The sequence below is a fragment of the Escherichia sp. MOD1-EC6842 genome, assembly GCF_002965705.1.
Taxonomy (GTDB): Bacteria; Pseudomonadota; Gammaproteobacteria; order Enterobacterales; family Enterobacteriaceae; genus Escherichia; species Escherichia ruysiae.
Window position 1 is genome coordinate 25976 of the sequence record NZ_PTRF01000009.1, and the last position, 17879, is coordinate 43854.

Here is a 17879-nt window from a genome sequence, read left to right on the forward strand (position 1 = left end):
GTTATTCTTTTTCTTCATTAAAACAAGCGCGTAAACGTCGATTGGTCAAAAGCCAGATTAACGCCACAATATCTGCCACTACCAGCGCCAGACCGATACCGCTAACCGATTCGCCGTTCAGCCACAGCCACGGTTGCCAGCAAAGCAAAACGAACTGCGCTAACAGCAACAGAAAATAGAGCACATGCCAGATACGGGGAAACGTAGCCCGCCGACCGCTCAACAAAAACGCCAGCACTGCCGGAATGCCAGGAATCAGCCCCAGCCAGAAATTATCGTGATCGGGATAAAACAGATTCAGCAGCGCACTACCCTGCTCGCGCGATGCACCGGCAATAACAAACAGTACCCAGGTTCGCGCCTGTAGCAAAAGCACAATCCAGAAGAGAAAAGGTAAACGCAGGCGTCCGTGCGCATCATAATGGACAGGATGAAACTCAGTACTCTTCATCTTCAATCAAACGCTTACCCAGACTCAGCACGTCGGCGTGTTCATATCCCAGGCGTTCATACATTCCGAGCACCATGTCGTTATCTTCCGGCACGTTGATCTGAATTTTCGGGCAGCCGCGAGCAATCAGCTTTTTCTCCAGCCGATTAAGCAGCGCATTAGCAATGCCACGCCCACGAAACTCAGGATGCACGCCAAGATAATAAGCAGATCCGCGATGCCCGTCATAACCGCCCATCACCGTTCCCACCACTTTACCGTTCACCTCAGCGACCAGAAACAAACTGACGTCATGGTTCATCTTGCGCTCGATGTCCATTTCCGGATCATTCCACGGACGCAGCAAGTCGCAACGCTCCCAAAGGGTGATGACCTCTTCGAAATCTTCCTGGCGAAATACGCGTATCTCCATGGTATTCGTTACCTTTTTGCGGGTTAAAAGGGTGATTATGGCGTGAACGGTTGAATTAGCCAATATCTGACGAAAATCGGTTGAAAAAGTGGCATAATGGGGAGTTGTCAACTATTGAAATGAAAAGTAAAACAATTCTCAACAGCAAACGGTCGTAACGGATTACGCGATACGATATAACATCTGGAACTTTATTATTACAACTCAGGCCGTATGAGCACTTTTAAACCACTAAAAACACTCACTTCGCGCCGCCAGGTGCTGAAAGCCGGATTGGCTGCCCTGACGTTGTCAGGCATGTCGCAAGCCATCGCCAAAGAAGAACCTTTAAAAACCAGTAACGGACACAGCAAGCCAAAAGCCAAAAAAGCTGGCGGCAAACGTGTCGTTGTTCTCGATCCAGGCCACGGCGGGATTGATACCGGGGCGATCGGTCGCAACGGTTCGAAAGAAAAACACGTGGTGCTGGCGATTGCTAAAAACGTCCGTTCCATTTTGCGCAATCATGGCATTGATGCGCGTTTAACGCGTTCTGGCGATACGTTTATCCCACTGTACGATCGCGTTGAAATCGCCCATAAACATGGCGCGGATCTGTTTATGTCAATTCACGCCGACGGCTTTACCAACCCAAAAGCCGCAGGTGCATCAGTCTTTGCCCTCTCTAACCGTGGCGCAAGTAGTGCGATGGCAAAATATTTGTCGGAACGCGAAAACCGTGCCGATGAAGTCGCCGGGAAAAAAGCGACTGACAGAGATCATCTATTGCAGCAAGTGCTGTTTGATCTGGTGCAAACAGATACCATTAAAAACAGCCTGACGCTTGGCTCGCATATTCTGAAGAAGATTAAGCCGGTGCATAAGCTGCACAGCCGCAACACTGAGCAAGCCGCGTTTGTGGTGTTGAAATCACCGTCGGTTCCTTCAGTGCTGGTGGAAACTTCGTTTATCACCAACCCGGAAGAAGAGCGACTGTTAGGCACGGCGGCGTTTCGTCAGAAAATCGCCACAGCGATTGCTGAAGGCGTGATCAGTTATTTCCACTGGTTTGACAACCAGAAAGCACACTCGAAAAAACGGTAAGTTATGAAGCCCGACGCACACCAGGTTAAACAGTTCCTGCTCAACCTTCAGGACACAATTTGCCAGCAGCTAAGCGCCGTAGATGGCGCAGAGTTTGTCGAAGATAGCTGGCAGCACGACGCTGGCGGCGGCGGACGTAGCCGGGTGTTGCGTAATGGTGGTGTTTTCGAACAGGCAGGCGTCAACTTTTCACACGTCCACGGCGATGCAATGCCGTCTTCCGCCACCGCTCATCGCCCGGAACTTGCCGGGCGCAGTTTCGAGGCGATGGGCGTTTCGCTGGTCGTGCATCCGCATAACCCGTATGTTCCCACCAGCCACGCGAATGTGCGCTTTTTTATTGCCGAAAAACCGGGTGCCGAACCCGTCTGGTGGTTTGGCGGCGGCTTCGACTTAACCCCCTTCTATGGCTTTGAAGAAGACGCCATTCACTGGCACCGCACCGCCCGTGACCTGTGCCAGCCGTTTGGCGAAGACGTTTATCCACGTTATAAAAAGTGGTGCGACGAATACTTCTACCTCAAACATCGCAACGAACAGCGCGGTATTGGCGGGCTGTTCTTTGATGATCTGAACACGCCAGATTTCGACCACTGTTTTGCCTTTATGCAGGCGGTAGGCAAAGGCTACACCGACGCTTATTTACCAATTGTAGAGCGACGTAAAGCGATGGAATACGGCGAGCGCGAGCGTAATTTCCAGCTCTACCGTCGCGGTCGTTATGTCGAATTCAACCTGGTCTGGGATCGCGGCACGCTGTTTGGCTTACAAACTGGCGGGCGCACCGAATCGATCCTGATGTCAATGCCGCCGCTGGTACGCTGGGAGTACGATTATCAGCCGGAAGAAGGCAGTCCGGAAGCGGCGTTGAGTGAGTTTATTCAGGTCAGGGATTGGGTGTAACTCCCTCACCCCAACTCCCGCATCCGCTGATGCAGCGTCAGTGACGGCTTCTCGGCAAACAGTTGCTGGTAATCCGTGGCGAATTGCCCCAGATGCCAGAATCCCCATTGCATGGCGGCGTCTTTTACCGTTGTACTTTGCGACCACGGGCTTATCAGTTCGCGTCGCACGGCGTTCAGACGAATACGTTTCAACCACGCGTTCGGGCCAATGCCTAAAATAGCGTGAAACGCGTTTTGTAACGTGCGGCGACTGACATGCAGTTGATTACACAAGTCCAGCACCGTCACCGGTTCGGACATGTTTTCCAGCACATATTCACGGGCGCGGGAAAGCAATCGACGGTAACTCTGATGACTGATGCTTTCCGCCGTCATCATCGGCTGCGCTTCTTCCAGCATCGCCCCCATCGCCATTAGCAAATTATCCCCCAGCACTTTACGCACAGCAGGCTGATGAAGATTTTCCGGGTTCTCGCAAAACGTCGCCAGCGCCTGCTGGACAAAGCCCCACAGCGCGGCTTTATGCTGCTCTTTCACTTCCAGCGCCGACTGGCTACGCAGCATATGTAATACCCGATCCGGATTATGCAAAAAGTTAGCCTGCCGGGTAATGACGTCTTCAGAAAGCACCACGCCAAGAATTGTGTAATCGTCAGGCGTACTTAATTCAAACTCGGTTCCACCAGGGCGCGTGGCAATTTCTGCGCTTCCCAGACATTGCGAACCGATAAATCCCTGTTCACCTCGTGTCGCCGGAATGCCAAACCAGAACGAGTTCGGCCAGACCAGGCACGACTGACGCAGCGCCAGACCGGTGTATTCACGGAAAACCTGAATATCATCGAGCAGGATTTCCGTAAATTCACCATGAAACTTGCCCGGATGGAGCTGATCGTAAATCTGCTGCCAGGCGGTAATCGTCAAGGCATGTTCATAGACATCCGTTGTCTGTCGTTGATGAACATTATCCACTTCGACCTTCGGCGTGAGCTTCAGGTTTTCGGGTAAGGGTTCATGATAAAGATGGTGCAAATTGGCTGTACGGGTCTTTTTCATGATGTTAATGCCGGGTGTTGTATGACACCCGGCACCTCCGACAGGTTAATGGGGCTTGAGACGATAACGACTACTGCGTTTACGTAACGTCCCGGCAGAAAAGAGCTGTTCGAGCGCATTTCTGGCTTTTTCCAGCGGCCAGCCAAAGTGGGCAGCCACTTCTCCTGCCGTCATTCCCTGACGTACTGATGTTAACAGCGCCAACAACTCGTCAGCAGATCCCTCGGCAATAGCGGACGCATCAGGTTGCTTCGGCTGGCGATTAAAGCCAGTAACCAGCCACTGGGTGTCATCATCAGGCCGACCAATCTCCTTACGGCTGATGACACGCCCGGTACGCATCGCGGCGGCACAACCTGCGTCCAGCGCCGCACGACACGCCGCCAGATCGCCTTCCACCACCAGCGTTAATCGACCTGGGTCAAGCACTTCGTGACTGAGCAGACGCACGTTAGCCGCTTTCAGCATGGCATCCGCTGCATCTATCGCGGCGACCATGCCGTCCACTTCCAGCAATCCCAGTGCATTGATCATCGGCAACCTCCGTTACGCACGCTGGATTGGATTACGCGCGATTTCCAGCACTGCATCGGTAAAGGCGTTGCAGGCCGCTTTACACGCGGCCTGGCTACCGGTTAAAAATGCCGCTGAATAGTTGGTTTCTGACGGTGGCGGTACATAGGTCACCAGTTGCACGTCAGCCGATTTCAACGCCGCATCAATGCCATAGGTCGCTTCCAGCGGCGGCGCCACCAGATACGCCAGCGGATCGCCAAGCGTGATCCCGGCGGTTGATGAGAGATAAGAACCGGTACGCGAAACCACATGCGCGAGAAATGCGGTGTCTTGCTTATCGTTCGCCCACTGGAACGCCGCGCCATTTTCAATATGCGCAACCATCGCATCCAGGCCGGCACGCACTTCCGCCGGGTTTGGCCCGCCGAGCATAATCAGCACTTCACCGGCAGTCGGTGACGGTCCGTGCGCCGCTCCGGCATACAGCGAGCGGCCATACACCACTTCGACCATCGCCTGCTTGGTCGCTTCGTCAGCCGCAATGTAGGTGACGTCATCGGAATCAGCAGAAATCAGCCCGAGACTACGAATATGCGGCGGTAATTTCAGTTCACGCGCAAAATCAGCGTTAACGGAGGCAATCACCCGCATGGCGGTGACCGACGGTCGAATCAAATCTAAAGCTGGCATGATGCCTCCTTATCGGGTCATGTTGATGCCGGATGATTTCTGCTCCAGCATACGTTTCGCCAAATCCACAATGACGGCTGCGGCTTCAACCGGCGGTGTACCGCCCTGGTGAATGTTAGAGATGCAGGTGCGATCGGCCTCAACGGTGGTCGCCATACGCGGCGAGTAAACAGCGTAGCAGGAGAGACTTTCCGACTGCCCTAACCCCGGACGTTCACCCACCAGCAGGACAACCACTTTCGCGCCGAGAAGTTCGCCAATCTGGTCTTCAATTTTCACGCGACCATAACGCACAAAGAACGGCGTACCGACTTTCAGCCCCGCCTGTTGCAGACCTGCCATCAGCGGCGGCAGGATCTCTTCATAGTTGACGGTGATGGCATCAGTTGACAAACCATCGGAGACAACGACCTGTACGTCCGGATTGGCAACGCACTGTGCTTTCAAGGCTTCAACAGCTTCCGCACACAGGCGACGCCCCATGTCCGGGCGAGTCAGGTAGAGATTTTTGTCACTGATTTCAGAGCGTACTTCCAGCAAACCCTGCGCTTTCACCCACTCTTCCGGCACTTCTTTCAGTACGGTATCTTTCGAACGAGAGTGGTCGGCCAGGAAACGCAGCAACGCCTGAGTACGCGGACGCGGGCCGGCACGACCGGTACAAACGCGAGCCACGGTGCTGCGACGCAGTTCTGTTAATACGTCTGCGCGATGCGGATTTTCCACGCCAATCCATGCCTTCGCTTCAGCGGAACCTAAATCCAGCGCGCAACTTTCAGAGGTCACCGGCGCAGCGCACGTTGTGGTGGCGCATTTGGTTTCCGCTGGCGCGGCATCCGCCTGCCCCATTGACGCCATCACGCTGCGTACAATTTCTTCAATCTGTTTTTGATCCATGATGTGTTATCTCCGCGTCATCAGAAGAACAGTGACGGATCGCCCGCCCGTTTGGTCAGGCGACCGTTTGCCATAATGCCCATGCTTTCCAGCCAGCGTTCAAACTCCGGTGACGGACGCAGGTTGAGTAACTGACGCACTGTGGCGGTGTCATGGAAGGCGGTGGTCTGATAGTTGAGCATGATGTCATCGCCCAGCGGCATCCCCATGATGTAGTTGCAGCCTGCGGTAGCAAGCAGGATCATCAGGTTTTCGTTGAGGTTCTGGTCAGCGTCAGCGTGGTTGGTGTAGCAGCAGTCACAGCCCATAGAGATGCCGCTCAGCTTGCCCATAAAGTGATCTTCTAAGCCCGCGCGGATAATCTGCCGGTCGTTGTAGAGATATTCCGGCCCAATAAAGCCGACCACGGTGTTGACGATAAACGGATCGTAATGACGCGCCAGCCCGTAGTTTCGCGCTTCCATCGTCACCTGGTCAGCGCCGAAATTAGCGCCAGCGGAGAGCGCAGAACCTTGCCCGGTTTCGAAGTAGAGGCAGTTTTCCCCGGCAATACGGTTGAACTCCGCGCCCACTGCGCGGGCTTCGTCAAGCATCGCCAGCTCCACGCCAAACTCTTTCAGCCCTTTTTCACTGCCACAAATACTCTGGAAAATCAGCCCGCCCGGTGCGCCGCGACGGATCGCTTCGATCTGGGTGGTGACATGCGCCAGCACGCAGCCCTGAGTTGGAATGTTGAATTTGTCGATAACACCGTAAATGGTGTCCAGCACGCGGCTTAAGTTTTCCACGTCATCAGTCACCGGGTTAACGCCAATCACCGCATCGCCCACGCCGAAAGAAAGCCCTTCGTAGATTTGTGCGGCAATACTTTGCACGTCGTCACGGGTATCATTTGGCTGCAAACGGGCGCTGAAAGTGCCTGGGATACCGATGGTGGTATTGGCCTTTTTGATCACCGGCATTTTCTTCGCGCCGTAGATGAGATCCGCGTTGGAACAAATCTTCGCCACCGCCGCGACCACTTCCGAGGTCAGCCCTTTGCGGGTAAAGGCAATGTCATCCACGCTGGTTTCGTCGCTCAGCACATACTCGCGCAATTCGCTGATACTCCAGTTTTTAATCTGGTTGTAGGCCGTTTCGTTAACGTCGTCCTGAATCAGCCGCGTTACGCAGTCCTCTTCATAAGAAATCACCGGATTATTGCGGATATCCGCCACCGTCATTTCCGACAACACCTGCTTTGCCGCCACGCGCTCCTGCGAGCTTGCCGCTGCAACGCCCGCCAGCACATCCCCCGAACGCAGTTCGTTGGCTTTAGCCAGCACCTCTTTTACATCCTTAAACTGATATACATTGCCGAACAATGTGGTCTTTAGTTTCATAAGTCGTTCCCTCAGGAAGGAAATGCGAGTGATTTCACCGTCACCGGCACAACCGATCCGCCAAAAAGAGGCGTACCAATGTCGATATAGTCCCCCGCGCGAACAATCACTTCGTCAATGACTGCCAACGGGAGTTGTTGTAGCTGTGGGCGCAATAACATGCCCAGAGCTTTACCAAAGTCCTGCCCGGCTACCACCAGCAGGGGATGCGGATTCGGAAAACGCGCGACGAAATCGACCAGCGCGTTGATGACCGTCAGTACCGAGGCGTAACGCACCGGAAGCCCGGCGGGAAGTGCCAGCACGTACGCGTCAGTTTTGGGGCATAGATCAAGCTGAATTAGCGCCTGTTGCCAGCCATTCACCAGATCCGTTTCATCAATTGGGATCGCCACTGGCAAATTGCGCAGCGGCAGTTGTATGCCCTCCAGCCAGATGGTGCTGCCTGAGAGCGAAAGGGTATGCGCGCCCGCGCCAATCACCGTGGCGCGCACGGTTTGCGCCGGAAACTGCACGTTCATTTCACGCAGGCGCGGATGCTCATGCAACGCCGTTGCCAGCAACGGGCCAATATCGGCAAAACAGAACGGGTCAGCGGGCTGGTGGCGATAACATTCGCCAACCCCGCCGGAGAGCGTAATGATTTCCGGCGTAGCGCCTGCGGGCAGCAAACCGGTTTGCATCAATGCCTGCGCGAGCGGCGAGAGCGTACCGTCAATCACTTCGACAATCAGCGCCGCCATCCGCCGGGTGACCTGCACCAGTTGCGCACCGGTCAGTGAACGGGCATCGGTGCCTGCGCCGAAGCACTCATCCACAATCATCTGCCCCGGTTTATGGGCGTAAACCACGCGCCCCTGGCTGTCGTTTTCCAGCAGGCGACCGCCGACGTTGAGGCAGGCAGTCCCGCTGATTTTTCCGGCATCGAACAGGGCGTAGTTCGCGGTGCCACCGCCGATGTCAATATTCAGTACCCGACATAACCGTTGTTCAGAAAGGGTTTGCGCCCCGGCACCGTGGCCTGCAATCACGGATTCGAGATGCGGTCCGGCGCTGGCGACGACAAAATCGCCCAGCGACCGGGAGAGCGCCATCACCGCCGGACGGGCATTGCGGGTTTTCGCGCTTTCGCCGGTGATGATGATGGCGCCGGAATCGACGCTTTCAGGCGCAATGCCCGCAGCCTGATATTGCTCGAGGATTAAGGTTTTCAGTTCCGCTTCTTTTAAACCGCCCTGTTTATCGACAGGGGTAAAGAACACCGGGCTTTGCCAGCTAATTTCGCGTTTGATAAATTCGTAGCGCGGCACCTGCGACACCGCCGCACGGTTAACCAGTTCCAGATGGGAGAAGATCACCTGAGTGGTAGTGGTGCCGATATCAATACCGACGCTCAGTAGCTGGCGAGTGCTCACGATTGCGCCTCCGCTGCGTTTTTAGCCGTTGCCGCGTCTTCTTTTGGCACCAGCATCATCGCCACGCCAATCGCCGTGACGCCGCCGATCAGCTTGCCGACAATCATCGGGAAGATCATGGCGTTCATGTTGGCAGCCGCGAAGCCTAAATGGTCGCCCAGGGCGAAGGCTGCGGAAACGGCGAAGGCACAGTTGATGACTTTGCCGCGAGTATCCATCTGCTTCATCATGCCGAACATCGGGATATTGTTGGCAAGCGTCGCCACCATGCCTGCTGCCGCGATATTGTTCATATTCAGCACTTTACCGACGCTCATCAGCGGTTTTTCAAACCAGCGGGTCAGTAGCAGTACCATCGGATACGCGCCAAGCAGGACGCAGGAGATCGAACCGATAACCTCAATCGCGCGCATCACTTCGCCAGGTTTGTCGCCAGGCGCCATGAAGATGGGATCAAGACCGGGGATCAGTTCCCAGCCAAGCAGGAATTTCACCACCGCAGCGGCAAGACCGAGGGTGATTAATGCAACGAGAAATTTGGCAAAGATCTGGAAGCCGTTGATCATTTTTTCCGGGATGAACTTCAGCCCCAGCGCCACCAGCACCGCAACGATAAGCACCGGGATCATGTTCATCAGAATCAGGGCGAAGGTGAACTCCACCGGCTGGCCGTTGATCTGTACGCCTGAGTACATTGCCACCAGGCCACCGGCGATACAACCAATCGGAATGGTCACAATGCCCGCCAGCACGCCGAGTGCCAGATAACGACGATCTGAGGGTTCGATAATGCCGAGCGCCACCGGAATGGAAAACACAATCGTTGGCCCCATCATCGATCCGAGAATTAACCCAGAGTATAGCCACGCTGCTACGTCACCGCCCGCCAGCTCTTTGGCGAGGAAGAAGCCGCCCATATCGCACGCCAGCAGTGTTCCGGCGAACATGGAAGGGTTTGCGCCGAGCATTTCATAAACGGGTATGATTACCGGCCCAAGTACATGCGCCAGTACCGGTGCCAGCGCGGTCATACCGACCATCGCCAGACCCAGTGCGCCCATCGCCATAAAGCCTTCTTCGAACTGCCCGCCCGATCCTTCAATACTTTTACCGAATTTACCGAGGAAACGTGCAGAACCGCCGAACTGCGACAGGATCCTGTCTACGGCAGCTATCAGCATAAAGAACATCATGATGTACATGATGATTTCGTTAATTCCCATCGCCTTTACTCCCTGTTAGTTGTTATTTATTGGCGGATGCGGCGTGAACGCCTTATCCGCCCTACATGTGCAATCCCGTAGGCCGGATAAGACGCGACAAGCGTCGCATCCGGCGTTTATTGTGCTGCTGCGTACAGGCCGACAATCTGTTCCAGGCTGGCGGTACGCGGATTACTGCGCAGACAAATATCTTCCAGCGCGGCCTGCGCCCATGCGCCGTAATGCGCAGATGTCGCACCAACATCGCCCAGTCGTTTACCAATCCCAACTTCCGCAATCAGCTCACTAACCGCGTTAATAGCATCACGCTCGTCGGATTTTTTAGTTCGCAGCGCCCTGCCTACCTGGCTAAAACGTTCGCGGCATACCATCCGGTTAAACTCCATCACCGTTGGCAGCAGCATGGCATTCGCCAGACCGTGCGGAATATGCAGCGCCGCGCCCGGCTGATGCGCCATCGCGTGGCATAACCCAAGCCCCGCACTGGAAAACGCCATTCCCGCCATGCATGATGCGAGCAACATACTTTCGCGCGCGGCAAGGTCGTGCCCGTAGCCCACCGCTTTCGGCAGCGATTTACCAATCATCGCAATGGCGCCAATCGCCAGGCTATCGGTAAACGGTGTGGCGTTCAGTGCGCTATACGCTTCAATGGCATGGGTTAACGCATCGATGCCGGTCATCGCCGTGACATGCGACGGCACGCCTTCGGTCAGCGCGGCATCGAGAATCGCCACATCCGGCATCAGCGAGGCATGTGCTAACACCTGCTTGCGCCCGCTCACAGCGTCGATAATCACCGTTACGTTAGTGGTTTCAGAGCCGGTTCCGGCGGTCGTTGGAACGGCAATCAGTGGCAGGCGCGGTTGCAGAACGCGGGTTTCTGACATTTCTGCCAGCGTGCTATCGGGGTTCGTCACCAGCAACGCCACGGCTTTCGCCGCATCCAGCACCGAGCCGCCGCCAAATGCGATCACCCCGTCACAACCTGACTCACGCAACTGCGCCACGGCTGCACACACGTCGGTAATGCACGGTTCGCCCACCGGACATGGCCATAGCGTCATGGCGATACCTTTTACCGCCAGGCTACGCGTCAGCCCGGCGGTCATCCCCGCCTGATGCAAAAAGCTGTCTGCCATCACGAACAGATGTTTCAACCCGCGCGTTTGCGCCTGCTGTCCGCAACTGCTCACCGCACCAGAGCCGCAAAGCGTCACCGGTGGAACGCTAAATGTTTTTACCCGTTGCAGATTCAGGGCATCGAATGCCTGAAAGAGCGCGGTCTGCAATTCATTTTGCATAGATCCCCTCCGCTTTCTCTCGCCCGCTACTGGCAATCGCCAGCGGGGTCATAAACAGACTGTGCTGCGGTAAATGCACCTGGAATGTCGGGAATTGTTTGCGAAATAGCTCCGCCACGCCCGATTGCATACAGGAGCCGCCTGCCAGCCATAAATCAGTAATGCCCTGCCCTGCGATATGCCGCGCGACAATGTCCGCCATTTTTTCGTACACCGGTTTCACCACAGGCCAAATCTCTTCACCGTGACCGCGCTTGTACTGCTCCGCCTCTTCCAGCGGAATACGACGATTTCCGGCGAGCGTCAGAGAAATGTGATGTCCGCCGGTGGCTTCATCCGCCGAGTAAGTCACTTTGCCCTGTTTCACGATGGCAATACCGGTGGTGCCGCCGCCAATATCCACTACGCCTGCGTTATCCAGTTGCAGTAGATCCGCGACTGCGGTTGGTTCATCCAGAACATGGCTGACTTCCAGTCCGGCAGATTCCAGTACGTTGATGGAAATACGCGCATCCGTACCTGGGGGAAATGACGTCGCCGCATGGCTAAAACGGCGACCGAATTGCTGCTCAAGGGTGTCGAGATGGCGACGAACAATGGTGACTGCGCCGAAGAAATCCCAGACGATGCCGTCGCGGACCACATCGGCCCAGTCGAGGCATACCGCCACCGGCTGACCTTCGCGGTCGACAACCATCGACACCACATCGCAGGTGCCCAGATCCACCCCCAGCCACAGCGGAGACTCCGTCGCGCCAGGCGTCTGGTTACACAGCGTTGCCGCCGTTTGCAGACGCGGGGTGAGCCATTGTTCGTCGTGCGCCATCGGTTACTCCTTAAACAATGCGAAACGCATCGACTAATACACAGCGACGCAGACGGACAAACGTCCGTGCGCTGGTTACCCCTTCACCGGTTGGCGTGGTGATGGTCATGGTGGTCCAGCCTTCCCCGCCCAGACCCAGTCCGGCAATGCACGGTCCGTTCTTAACGAAAATGCTGGTATCAATGGCGTTCGCCATCTGGTTCATGTTTTCGATGTTGCGCGAGTGCATTGCCGCCGTATGGTGGCAACCGCCTTCCAGTTTCACCGCCAGCGCAATGGCATCCGCCACATTGGCGACGCGCACCACCGGCAGTACCGGCATCATCAGTTCGGTCACGGCAAACGGATGTTCTGCGGTGGTTTCCACAAACAGCAATCGTGTTTCTTGCGGCACGTTCAGGCCGATTGCCGCCGCGATTTTCTCCGCATCGCGACCTACCCAGTCGCGGCTGACTGTGCCCTTTCCGCGTTCGTCGATATTTTTCAGCAACACTGGTTGTAGCTGCTGCGCCTGCTCTGCGGTCAGTTTCACCGCGTTCTGGCCTTGCATCAGACGCATCAGTTCATCGGCTACGCTATCGACGACAATCAGTACCTTTTCATCGGCACAAATAATGTTGTTATCGAAAGAAGCGCCTTTGACAATGGACTGAGCGGCACGGGCAAGGTCGGCGGTTTCATCCACCACTACCGGCGGGTTGCCTGCACCTGCGGCTATCAGACGTTTATTGGTGTGTTTACGCGCCGCTTCCACCACTGCTTCGCCGCCGGTCACCACCAAAAGGCCGATGCCCGGAAACTTGAACAAGCGTTGCGCGGTTTCGATATCCGGATTTGCCACGGTCACCAGTAAGTTTTCCGGCCCGCCTGCGGCAACAATCGCCTGGTTGAGCAGCGTAATCGCCCGCTGGGAGACTTTTTTCGCCGCCGGATGCGGGGCAAAAATGACGCTGTTGCCCGCCGCAATCAGGCTGATGGCGTTATTAATTACGGTTGCCGCCGGGTTAGTGGACGGCGTCACCGAAGCCACCACGCCCCAGGGCGCGTTTTCAATTAAAGTCAGGCCGTTGTCGCCCGTCAGCACTTGCGGAGAGAGACACTCAACGCCCGGCGTACCGCGCGCCTGAGCGACGTTTTTGGCAAATTTATCTTCGACGCGCCCCATGCCGGTTTCACTGACGGCAAGTTCCGCTAAATCTCTGGCGTGTTTTTCGCCTGCTTCACGAATGGCAGCAATAGCTAACTGGCGCATTGCCACGCTTTTTAACCCTTGCTGAGCAATTTTGGCTGCCGCAACGGCGTCATCCAGGGAAGCGAAAACGCCCATCTCATGAACGACGGCGGGCGGCATGTCGCTGCTTTGCATTTTCAGCAGTACCGCTTTCACCACCTGTTCAATATCCTGTTGATTCATGATGTTCTGCCTTATTTGTGGAAAATTACCTGACCGCCAGAGACCACCTCATCGACGATGCCAATCACGCACAGATCGACCGGTGACGTTTCGCTTTTATGCGCCTGGCGGGCGGAACTGCCACTCACCAGCAACACCCACTCCCCGGCTCCTGCGCCAATGTTGTCGATGGCAACGGCACACTGCCCGTCAGGGTTTCCCTGTGAATCAATCATTTCCACCATCAGCAATTTGTCATGCGCCAGTCCGTGATGGCGTACGGTACAAACAATTTGTCCAGTGACGACTGCCAGTTTCATACCCGCCTCCGTGGCGTATTTCAGGTAAAAGCTCCCCCTACCCTCCGCAGAAGGTAAATAGAAAAAGGAGAGAGCGTGACGCCCGAATCGACGTCACACAGGGTGATTACAGGTTACTGCTGTCGCCTTTCAGGCCGATCGGGAACACTTCTTCCAGGTCGCCGTGCGGACGCGGAATAACGTGGACAGATACTAGCTCGCCGATACGCTGTGCCGCTGCGGCACCGGCATCGGTCGCCGCTTTACAGGCAGCAACATCACCGCGAACCATCGCAGTACACAGGCCGCCGCCAATCTGCTTAACACCAACCAGTTTGACGCGCGCAGCTTTTACCATCGCGTCAGAAGCCTCAATCAGTGCAACCAGGCCCCGGGTTTCGATCATTCCTAATGCTTCCATTGTGTTTTCCTCTTTATAGGGGTCCAGAACGGGACCGTTCATTCAACCAGTGTTTGTAAACTGCTTTCGCGGTTCACTTCTGTCTGACGCGGTACGGCTGCCACCAGCGCCAGTTCGATAATTTCCTGCACGCTACAGCCACGAGAGAGATCGTGCATCGGCGCGGCAAGCCCTTGTATCAATGGCCCGACGGCACGATATCCGCCAAGTCGTTGTGCGATTTTGTAGCCAATATTTCCGGCTTCCAGCGACGGAAAAACCATTACATTCGCTTTGCCCTGTAGCGGGCTGGCAGGCGCTTTTTGCGCCGCCACTTCCGGCACGAAGGCGGCGTCAAACTGTAATTCTCCATCCACCACAAGCTGTGGCGCGCGTTCACGGACGATTTCGGTCGCCTGCTGAACGTTAGCAACGCAGGGGTGACGGGCGCTGCCGTTGCTGGAAAACGACAGCATCGCCACGCGCGGTTCTTCTCCGGTGATAGCGCGCCAGGTGTCGGCGCTGGCAAGCGCGATATCCGCCAGTTGCGCCGCCGTCGGCTGTGGCACCACGCTGCAATCGGCAAAGCCCAACGCGGAGCCGCTGTACTGCGGCAGCATCAGGAAAATGGAGGAGAGCGTTTTACAGCCCGGCTGCAAACCAATAATGCGTAATCCGGCGCGTAACACATTCGCCGTGGAAGAGAGGTTGCCCGCAATGCAAACATTCGCTTTACCGGCGCTGACCATTGCGGCGGCAAACATCAGCGGATCGGTGAGTTTATCCAGCACGTCCGGCGGCGTTTTATCGCCTGCGCGAGCAAGCCAGCGGTGGGCAAATTCTTCCCGCATCGCAAGATTGCTGTGTGGATCTATCACCTGTAGCCCGTCCATCGCCACACCATGACTGAGCGCAAACTGGCGAAGTTCAAACGGATTGGCGACCAGAATGGGCGTTGCCAGAGCTTGTTGATGTAAATATTGCGCGGCTTTCAGCACACGTTGATCTAACGCATCCGGAAAAATCACTCTGGCGGGCGCTCGCAACGCCAGTTCACGACAACGTTCAATTATCATGGCGTCTCTCCCAGTCGTTGTTGGATCTGCGTCACCGTTAGCGGCTGCTTCGTCACGCTCAGGATCATCATCACGTAAACTGTGCTGGAAAGGCGGTTCAGCGCCTGCAAGATGTCCGGGCGTAATACTTCAAAACTGCGGGTGATAAACACCTGCGCCGCTACCGTCTCGGTTTCACGCACTTTGGTGCGTAGCAGATTGAGCAACGCGGCATCGCGCCCGTGGCTGGCTTCCGGCACCAGATGATCGTGATCGAGATAACGCAGCGGCTGATGGGAAAGCCGATGCAGGTCTTCGTCTGAAAGCCCGACAATCGCCTGGCAGCCCAGCGGTTCTCCCAGCGCATCGGCGCGCATAATGTTGCCAAGACGCGAACGGATGTCCGCCAGCCACGGCTGCCACGGTTCCGCCAGTTCAATTTGCAGCCACACTGTCAGCGCAATGGTGCTGTCGAGAACAGCGCGAAAACCCAGGCGCGGATCGCTTTTAGCGACCATTTTTTCCGCCGACAGATGAGTCAGCGTGTCTGGCTTTTTCGCCACCGGCTGGTGGCAGAGTTCGCAGCACGCCTGCGGATATTCATCGCTACTGGTCAGCCCGTGAACGCGCTGCGGCTGCTGCTGTTCATCGTCAACAAACAGGCTGCCCTGCTCGTCAATAAACTTGATGCGCAGATGGCGGCTTTCCAGTAACTCCCGGGCAGAGGGCGTCAGGCGACTGTGCGCAGGGAGATGGATCTCTGCGCCTTCGCTAAGCGTATGGTTCGCTCTTAGCCATGCTTCGGTGATGAAATCTTTCATAGGGATTGCCAGTTAGCCGGCCAGGCGACATACAGGAATTTCACGCTGGATGTCGTACCAAATTCGATGCTGGAACCCTTCGGGATAAACATCACGTCGCCCGCTTTGGCGATCATGGTTTCGCCTTCATGGCGAACGTGCAGTTCACCTTCCAGTACCATGTCGATTTCGTCGTAGTTCAGCTTCCACGGGAAGAAGGCGTTATCCCACTGCATAAAACCCGCAGCCATGCTGCTGCCGTCATCTCCGGTAACCAGGTCGGTCAACCCGACGCATTGAGGCTCCGCGCCGTCGAAACGACCAAACTTCACGCTGCCGCCATCGATAACTTTGATGCCGCCTTTGCCGGTCACCGATTTAAAACTCGACTGCATTGCGCCCTGCTCCAGCGACTGCTTTTCCTTCATCACTTTTTCCATCAGTTGCGCGACCAGGCTTTCGGTAAACTGGCCTTCCGGCAGTTGGGCGATGATGGTTTCGCGAATGCGCTGACTTTCGGTTTTATCGGCAGGTGCGCTGGCAGGAACGGACGCCGTTACCGGAGTCGATTCATCGCATTCGGTGATGGTAAAACCCAGTAGATCCGCCACTTCACGGGCTTCCGGAGTAATAATGCTGGCACGTAGAACCACGGACATTGCCTGTTCGCCGCGCGCATGGGCTTCACGAATATCATTCGCTGTGATGAGTTTTTTCACCTGCTTCCTCCTGTTCGGTGAGAGATGCCAGATAATCCACCAGTTGCTGCACGCTTTGCGGGTCGTGGCTGTTTAGCTCGAAAATCGGCTCTTCAAAGCCAGTCTCGCGCAATAACTGTCGCGTTGCGGCGACGTCAGCATCCGGCATGTCCGTTTTACTGATGACGGCGATTTGCCGTTTAGTGACGCCAATATCCAGCAACCCGGCAGGTAATCGGCTTTCCGGATCATTTGCGCCGTGGACATATATCAGCATGTCCACATCCTGTAGCGTGGTAATTAAGGCGTGATACCAGCGGGGATGGCTAAAATATTCACCTGGCGTATCAATATCACCCTTATTATTAAATTCCACAGCCTGCGTTTTTCGCGCGAGGGTATAATCCCCTTGCAACGCATTAAATAACGTTGTCTTTCCTGCTCCGACAGCACCCACAAACGCAATTCGTTTCATGAATGCCTCGCATTAACTTTTGGTCATTTCACAAAGCGTATAATTTAATAAGCGCCCTAAACCGCTGACGGTTTGTGATAACGCTTCTTCTACCGCGCCCACCGAGCCATAAATCACCAGCGCGCCGCTAAAACGGTCAAGAAAACCGATATGCACATCGGCGGCTTTCAGTGCTAAATCGCCGGCGATCATCGCTGTTTCACCGGGAGTTAGCGTCATAATGCCGATTGCGCCAGCATCGGGAACGCCGATTTTCTTCGCCAGTTCCTCACCGGGATGCGCAATTAAATGCGCCAGCGTGACCTGTTTACCGGGCACAAATTCCTGAATGATGCGTTCTTTATCCATGAGTCGCCGCCTGTGAAAAATCTGGCGCTATCGTGACAATTTTTTGTCAGAGTAAATAACAAAATTCGGCAAGGGAGTTTAAAAGGTGAGGTAGATCACTAAGAATGGAGAGATATTTTATCTAATGCATAAATTTTCATGAACAGCACATGAATATAATTAAATTGATATTGATTTATTTTTATATGGCGCGCTTTATTATTCGAAAAACAAGTAATAATCCCTTCTGATATATTGCGATAAACCGCTTA

21 protein-coding genes are annotated in these 17879 nt (G+C 55.3%); 2 read left to right on the top strand and 19 right to left on the bottom strand.

Features of this window, described 5'->3' with window-relative positions; translation table 11 throughout:
- Position 1 precedes the first annotated feature (1 nt).
- Both A7Z29_RS12515 and A7Z29_RS12520 read right to left on the bottom strand, forming a co-directional pair.
- Complete coding sequence (locus tag A7Z29_RS12515) at positions 2 to 451, bottom strand: DUF2919 domain-containing protein (protein ID WP_105290313.1); 450 nt, start codon at positions 449 to 451, stop codon at positions 2 to 4.
- Positions 438 to 863, bottom strand: a complete 426-nt coding sequence (locus tag A7Z29_RS12520) for a GNAT family acetyltransferase (protein ID WP_105290314.1) — start codon at positions 861 to 863, stop codon at positions 438 to 440. The genes A7Z29_RS12515 and A7Z29_RS12520 overlap by 14 nt, the downstream gene beginning before the upstream one ends.
- 213 nt (positions 864 to 1076) lie before the next feature.
- Between A7Z29_RS12520 and amiA the strand changes: the two genes are divergently transcribed.
- Complete coding sequence (gene amiA / locus A7Z29_RS12525) at positions 1077 to 1946, top strand: N-acetylmuramoyl-L-alanine amidase AmiA (RefSeq protein ID WP_000102902.1); 870 nt, start codon at positions 1077 to 1079, stop codon at positions 1944 to 1946.
- Between the two features lie 3 nt (positions 1947 to 1949).
- Positions 1950 to 2849, top strand: coding sequence for an oxygen-dependent coproporphyrinogen oxidase (hemF, locus tag A7Z29_RS12530; RefSeq protein WP_105290315.1), 900 nt, complete (start codon positions 1950 to 1952; stop codon positions 2847 to 2849).
- 5 nt (positions 2850 to 2854) lie between these two features.
- On the opposite strand, the gene eutR is transcribed toward hemF, so the two are convergent.
- The 17 genes from eutR to eutS form a co-directional block, all read right to left on the bottom strand.
- Positions 2855 to 3907: an HTH-type transcriptional regulator EutR gene (gene eutR / locus A7Z29_RS12535; RefSeq protein WP_032225906.1), complete on the bottom strand. Its 1053-nt coding sequence runs from the start codon at positions 3905 to 3907 to the stop codon at positions 2855 to 2857.
- 45 nt (positions 3908 to 3952) lie between these two features.
- Positions 3953 to 4441, bottom strand: coding sequence for an ethanolamine utilization microcompartment protein EutK (gene eutK, locus A7Z29_RS12540; RefSeq protein ID WP_010350327.1), 489 nt, complete (start codon positions 4439 to 4441; stop codon positions 3953 to 3955).
- A 12-nt stretch (positions 4442 to 4453) separates the two neighbouring features.
- Positions 4454 to 5113 (bottom strand): ethanolamine utilization microcompartment protein EutL, encoded by a 660-nt coding sequence (eutL, locus tag A7Z29_RS12545; protein ID WP_001111028.1) that lies wholly within the window; start codon positions 5111 to 5113, stop codon positions 4454 to 4456.
- Positions 5114 to 5122: 9 nt separating this feature from the next.
- The gene (eutC, locus tag A7Z29_RS12550; protein WP_105290316.1) at positions 5123 to 6010 is read right to left on the bottom strand and encodes an ethanolamine ammonia-lyase subunit beta; all 888 of its coding nucleotides are present in this window, start codon (positions 6008 to 6010) and stop codon (positions 5123 to 5125) included.
- A gap of 20 nt (positions 6011 to 6030) precedes the next feature.
- A complete protein-coding gene (gene eutB / locus A7Z29_RS12555) occupies positions 6031 to 7392 on the bottom strand; it encodes an ethanolamine ammonia-lyase subunit alpha (protein WP_000769998.1) in 1362 nt (453 codons plus the stop codon).
- 11 nt (positions 7393 to 7403) lie between these two features.
- Positions 7404 to 8807, bottom strand: a complete 1404-nt coding sequence (eutA, locus tag A7Z29_RS12560; RefSeq protein WP_105290317.1) for an ethanolamine ammonia-lyase reactivating factor EutA — start codon at positions 8805 to 8807, stop codon at positions 7404 to 7406.
- Positions 8804 to 10030 (bottom strand): ethanolamine utilization protein EutH, encoded by a 1227-nt coding sequence (eutH, locus tag A7Z29_RS12565; RefSeq protein WP_000512384.1) that lies wholly within the window; start codon positions 10028 to 10030, stop codon positions 8804 to 8806. Before eutH ends, eutA begins: the two co-directional genes overlap by 4 nt.
- A gap of 116 nt (positions 10031 to 10146) precedes the next feature.
- Positions 10147 to 11334: an ethanolamine utilization ethanol dehydrogenase EutG gene (eutG, locus tag A7Z29_RS12570; protein WP_105290318.1), complete on the bottom strand. Its 1188-nt coding sequence runs from the start codon at positions 11332 to 11334 to the stop codon at positions 10147 to 10149.
- On the bottom strand, positions 11324 to 12160 hold the full coding sequence (gene eutJ, locus A7Z29_RS12575) for an ethanolamine utilization protein EutJ (protein WP_105290319.1): 837 nt from the start codon (positions 12158 to 12160) through the stop codon (positions 11324 to 11326). The genes eutG and eutJ overlap by 11 nt, the downstream gene beginning before the upstream one ends.
- Positions 12161 to 12170: 10 nt before the next feature.
- The gene (locus A7Z29_RS12580) at positions 12171 to 13574 is read right to left on the bottom strand and encodes an aldehyde dehydrogenase family protein (RefSeq protein ID WP_105290320.1); all 1404 of its coding nucleotides are present in this window, start codon (positions 13572 to 13574) and stop codon (positions 12171 to 12173) included.
- Positions 13575 to 13585: 11 nt separating this feature from the next.
- The gene (gene eutN / locus A7Z29_RS12585) at positions 13586 to 13873 is read right to left on the bottom strand and encodes an ethanolamine utilization microcompartment protein EutN (RefSeq protein WP_000762199.1); all 288 of its coding nucleotides are present in this window, start codon (positions 13871 to 13873) and stop codon (positions 13586 to 13588) included.
- A gap of 106 nt (positions 13874 to 13979) precedes the next feature.
- Positions 13980 to 14273, bottom strand: coding sequence for an ethanolamine utilization microcompartment protein EutM (gene eutM, locus A7Z29_RS12590; RefSeq protein WP_000387713.1), 294 nt, complete (start codon positions 14271 to 14273; stop codon positions 13980 to 13982).
- A gap of 38 nt (positions 14274 to 14311) precedes the next feature.
- On the bottom strand, positions 14312 to 15328 hold the full coding sequence (pta, locus tag A7Z29_RS12595) for a phosphate acetyltransferase (protein ID WP_105290321.1): 1017 nt from the start codon (positions 15326 to 15328) through the stop codon (positions 14312 to 14314).
- Positions 15325 to 16128: an ethanolamine utilization cob(I)yrinic acid a,c-diamide adenosyltransferase EutT gene (gene eutT, locus A7Z29_RS12600; protein WP_105281141.1), complete on the bottom strand. Its 804-nt coding sequence runs from the start codon at positions 16126 to 16128 to the stop codon at positions 15325 to 15327. The genes pta and eutT overlap by 4 nt, the downstream gene beginning before the upstream one ends.
- On the bottom strand, positions 16125 to 16826 hold the full coding sequence (gene eutQ, locus A7Z29_RS12605; protein WP_000733924.1) for an ethanolamine utilization acetate kinase EutQ: 702 nt from the start codon (positions 16824 to 16826) through the stop codon (positions 16125 to 16127). The genes eutT and eutQ overlap by 4 nt, the downstream gene beginning before the upstream one ends.
- Positions 16801 to 17280: an ethanolamine utilization acetate kinase EutP gene (eutP, locus tag A7Z29_RS12610; RefSeq protein WP_000820741.1), complete on the bottom strand. Its 480-nt coding sequence runs from the start codon at positions 17278 to 17280 to the stop codon at positions 16801 to 16803. The genes eutQ and eutP overlap by 26 nt, the downstream gene beginning before the upstream one ends.
- Before the next feature lie 12 nt (positions 17281 to 17292).
- Entirely contained in the window at positions 17293 to 17628 is a 336-nt protein-coding gene (eutS, locus tag A7Z29_RS12615; protein WP_000356956.1) for an ethanolamine utilization microcompartment protein EutS, read from the bottom strand.
- Positions 17629 to 17879: the final 251 nt, after the last annotated feature.

Excerpts from the sequence above, each read along its gene's own strand:
- eutR (WP_032225906.1), bottom strand. The coding sequence starts at position 3,907 with ATGAAAAAGACCCGTACAGCCAATTTGCACCATCTTTATCATGAACCC.
- eutG (WP_105290318.1), bottom strand. The coding sequence starts at position 11,334 with ATGCAAAATGAATTGCAGACCGCGCTCTTTCAGGCATTCGATGCCCTG.
- A7Z29_RS12515 (WP_105290313.1), bottom strand. The coding sequence starts at position 451 with ATGAAGAGTACTGAGTTTCATCCTGTCCATTATGATGCGCACGGACGC.
- eutC (WP_105290316.1), bottom strand. The coding sequence starts at position 6,010 with ATGGATCAAAAACAGATTGAAGAAATTGTACGCAGCGTGATGGCGTCA.
- eutH (WP_000512384.1), bottom strand. The coding sequence starts at position 10,030 with ATGGGAATTAACGAAATCATCATGTACATCATGATGTTCTTTATGCTG.
- pta (WP_105290321.1), bottom strand. The coding sequence starts at position 15,328 with ATGATAATTGAACGTTGTCGTGAACTGGCGTTGCGAGCGCCCGCCAGA.
- amiA (WP_000102902.1), top strand. The coding sequence starts at position 1,077 with ATGAGCACTTTTAAACCACTAAAAACACTCACTTCGCGCCGCCAGGTG.
- eutP (WP_000820741.1), bottom strand. The coding sequence starts at position 17,280 with ATGAAACGAATTGCGTTTGTGGGTGCTGTCGGAGCAGGAAAGACAACG.
- eutT (WP_105281141.1), bottom strand. The coding sequence starts at position 16,128 with ATGAAAGATTTCATCACCGAAGCATGGCTAAGAGCGAACCATACGCTT.
- eutM (WP_000387713.1), bottom strand. The coding sequence starts at position 14,273 with ATGGAAGCATTAGGAATGATCGAAACCCGGGGCCTGGTTGCACTGATT.
- eutN (WP_000762199.1), bottom strand. The coding sequence starts at position 13,873 with ATGAAACTGGCAGTCGTCACTGGACAAATTGTTTGTACCGTACGCCAT.
- A7Z29_RS12520 (WP_105290314.1), bottom strand. The coding sequence starts at position 863 with ATGGAGATACGCGTATTTCGCCAGGAAGATTTCGAAGAGGTCATCACC.
- hemF (WP_105290315.1), top strand. The coding sequence starts at position 1,950 with ATGAAGCCCGACGCACACCAGGTTAAACAGTTCCTGCTCAACCTTCAG.
- eutK (WP_010350327.1), bottom strand. The coding sequence starts at position 4,441 with ATGATCAATGCACTGGGATTGCTGGAAGTGGACGGCATGGTCGCCGCG.
- eutB (WP_000769998.1), bottom strand. The coding sequence starts at position 7,392 with ATGAAACTAAAGACCACATTGTTCGGCAATGTATATCAGTTTAAGGAT.
- eutS (WP_000356956.1), bottom strand. The coding sequence starts at position 17,628 with ATGGATAAAGAACGCATCATTCAGGAATTTGTGCCCGGTAAACAGGTC.
- eutJ (WP_105290319.1), bottom strand. The coding sequence starts at position 12,160 with ATGGCGCACGACGAACAATGGCTCACCCCGCGTCTGCAAACGGCGGCA.
- A7Z29_RS12580 (WP_105290320.1), bottom strand. The coding sequence starts at position 13,574 with ATGAATCAACAGGATATTGAACAGGTGGTGAAAGCGGTACTGCTGAAA.
- eutL (WP_001111028.1), bottom strand. The coding sequence starts at position 5,113 with ATGCCAGCTTTAGATTTGATTCGACCGTCGGTCACCGCCATGCGGGTG.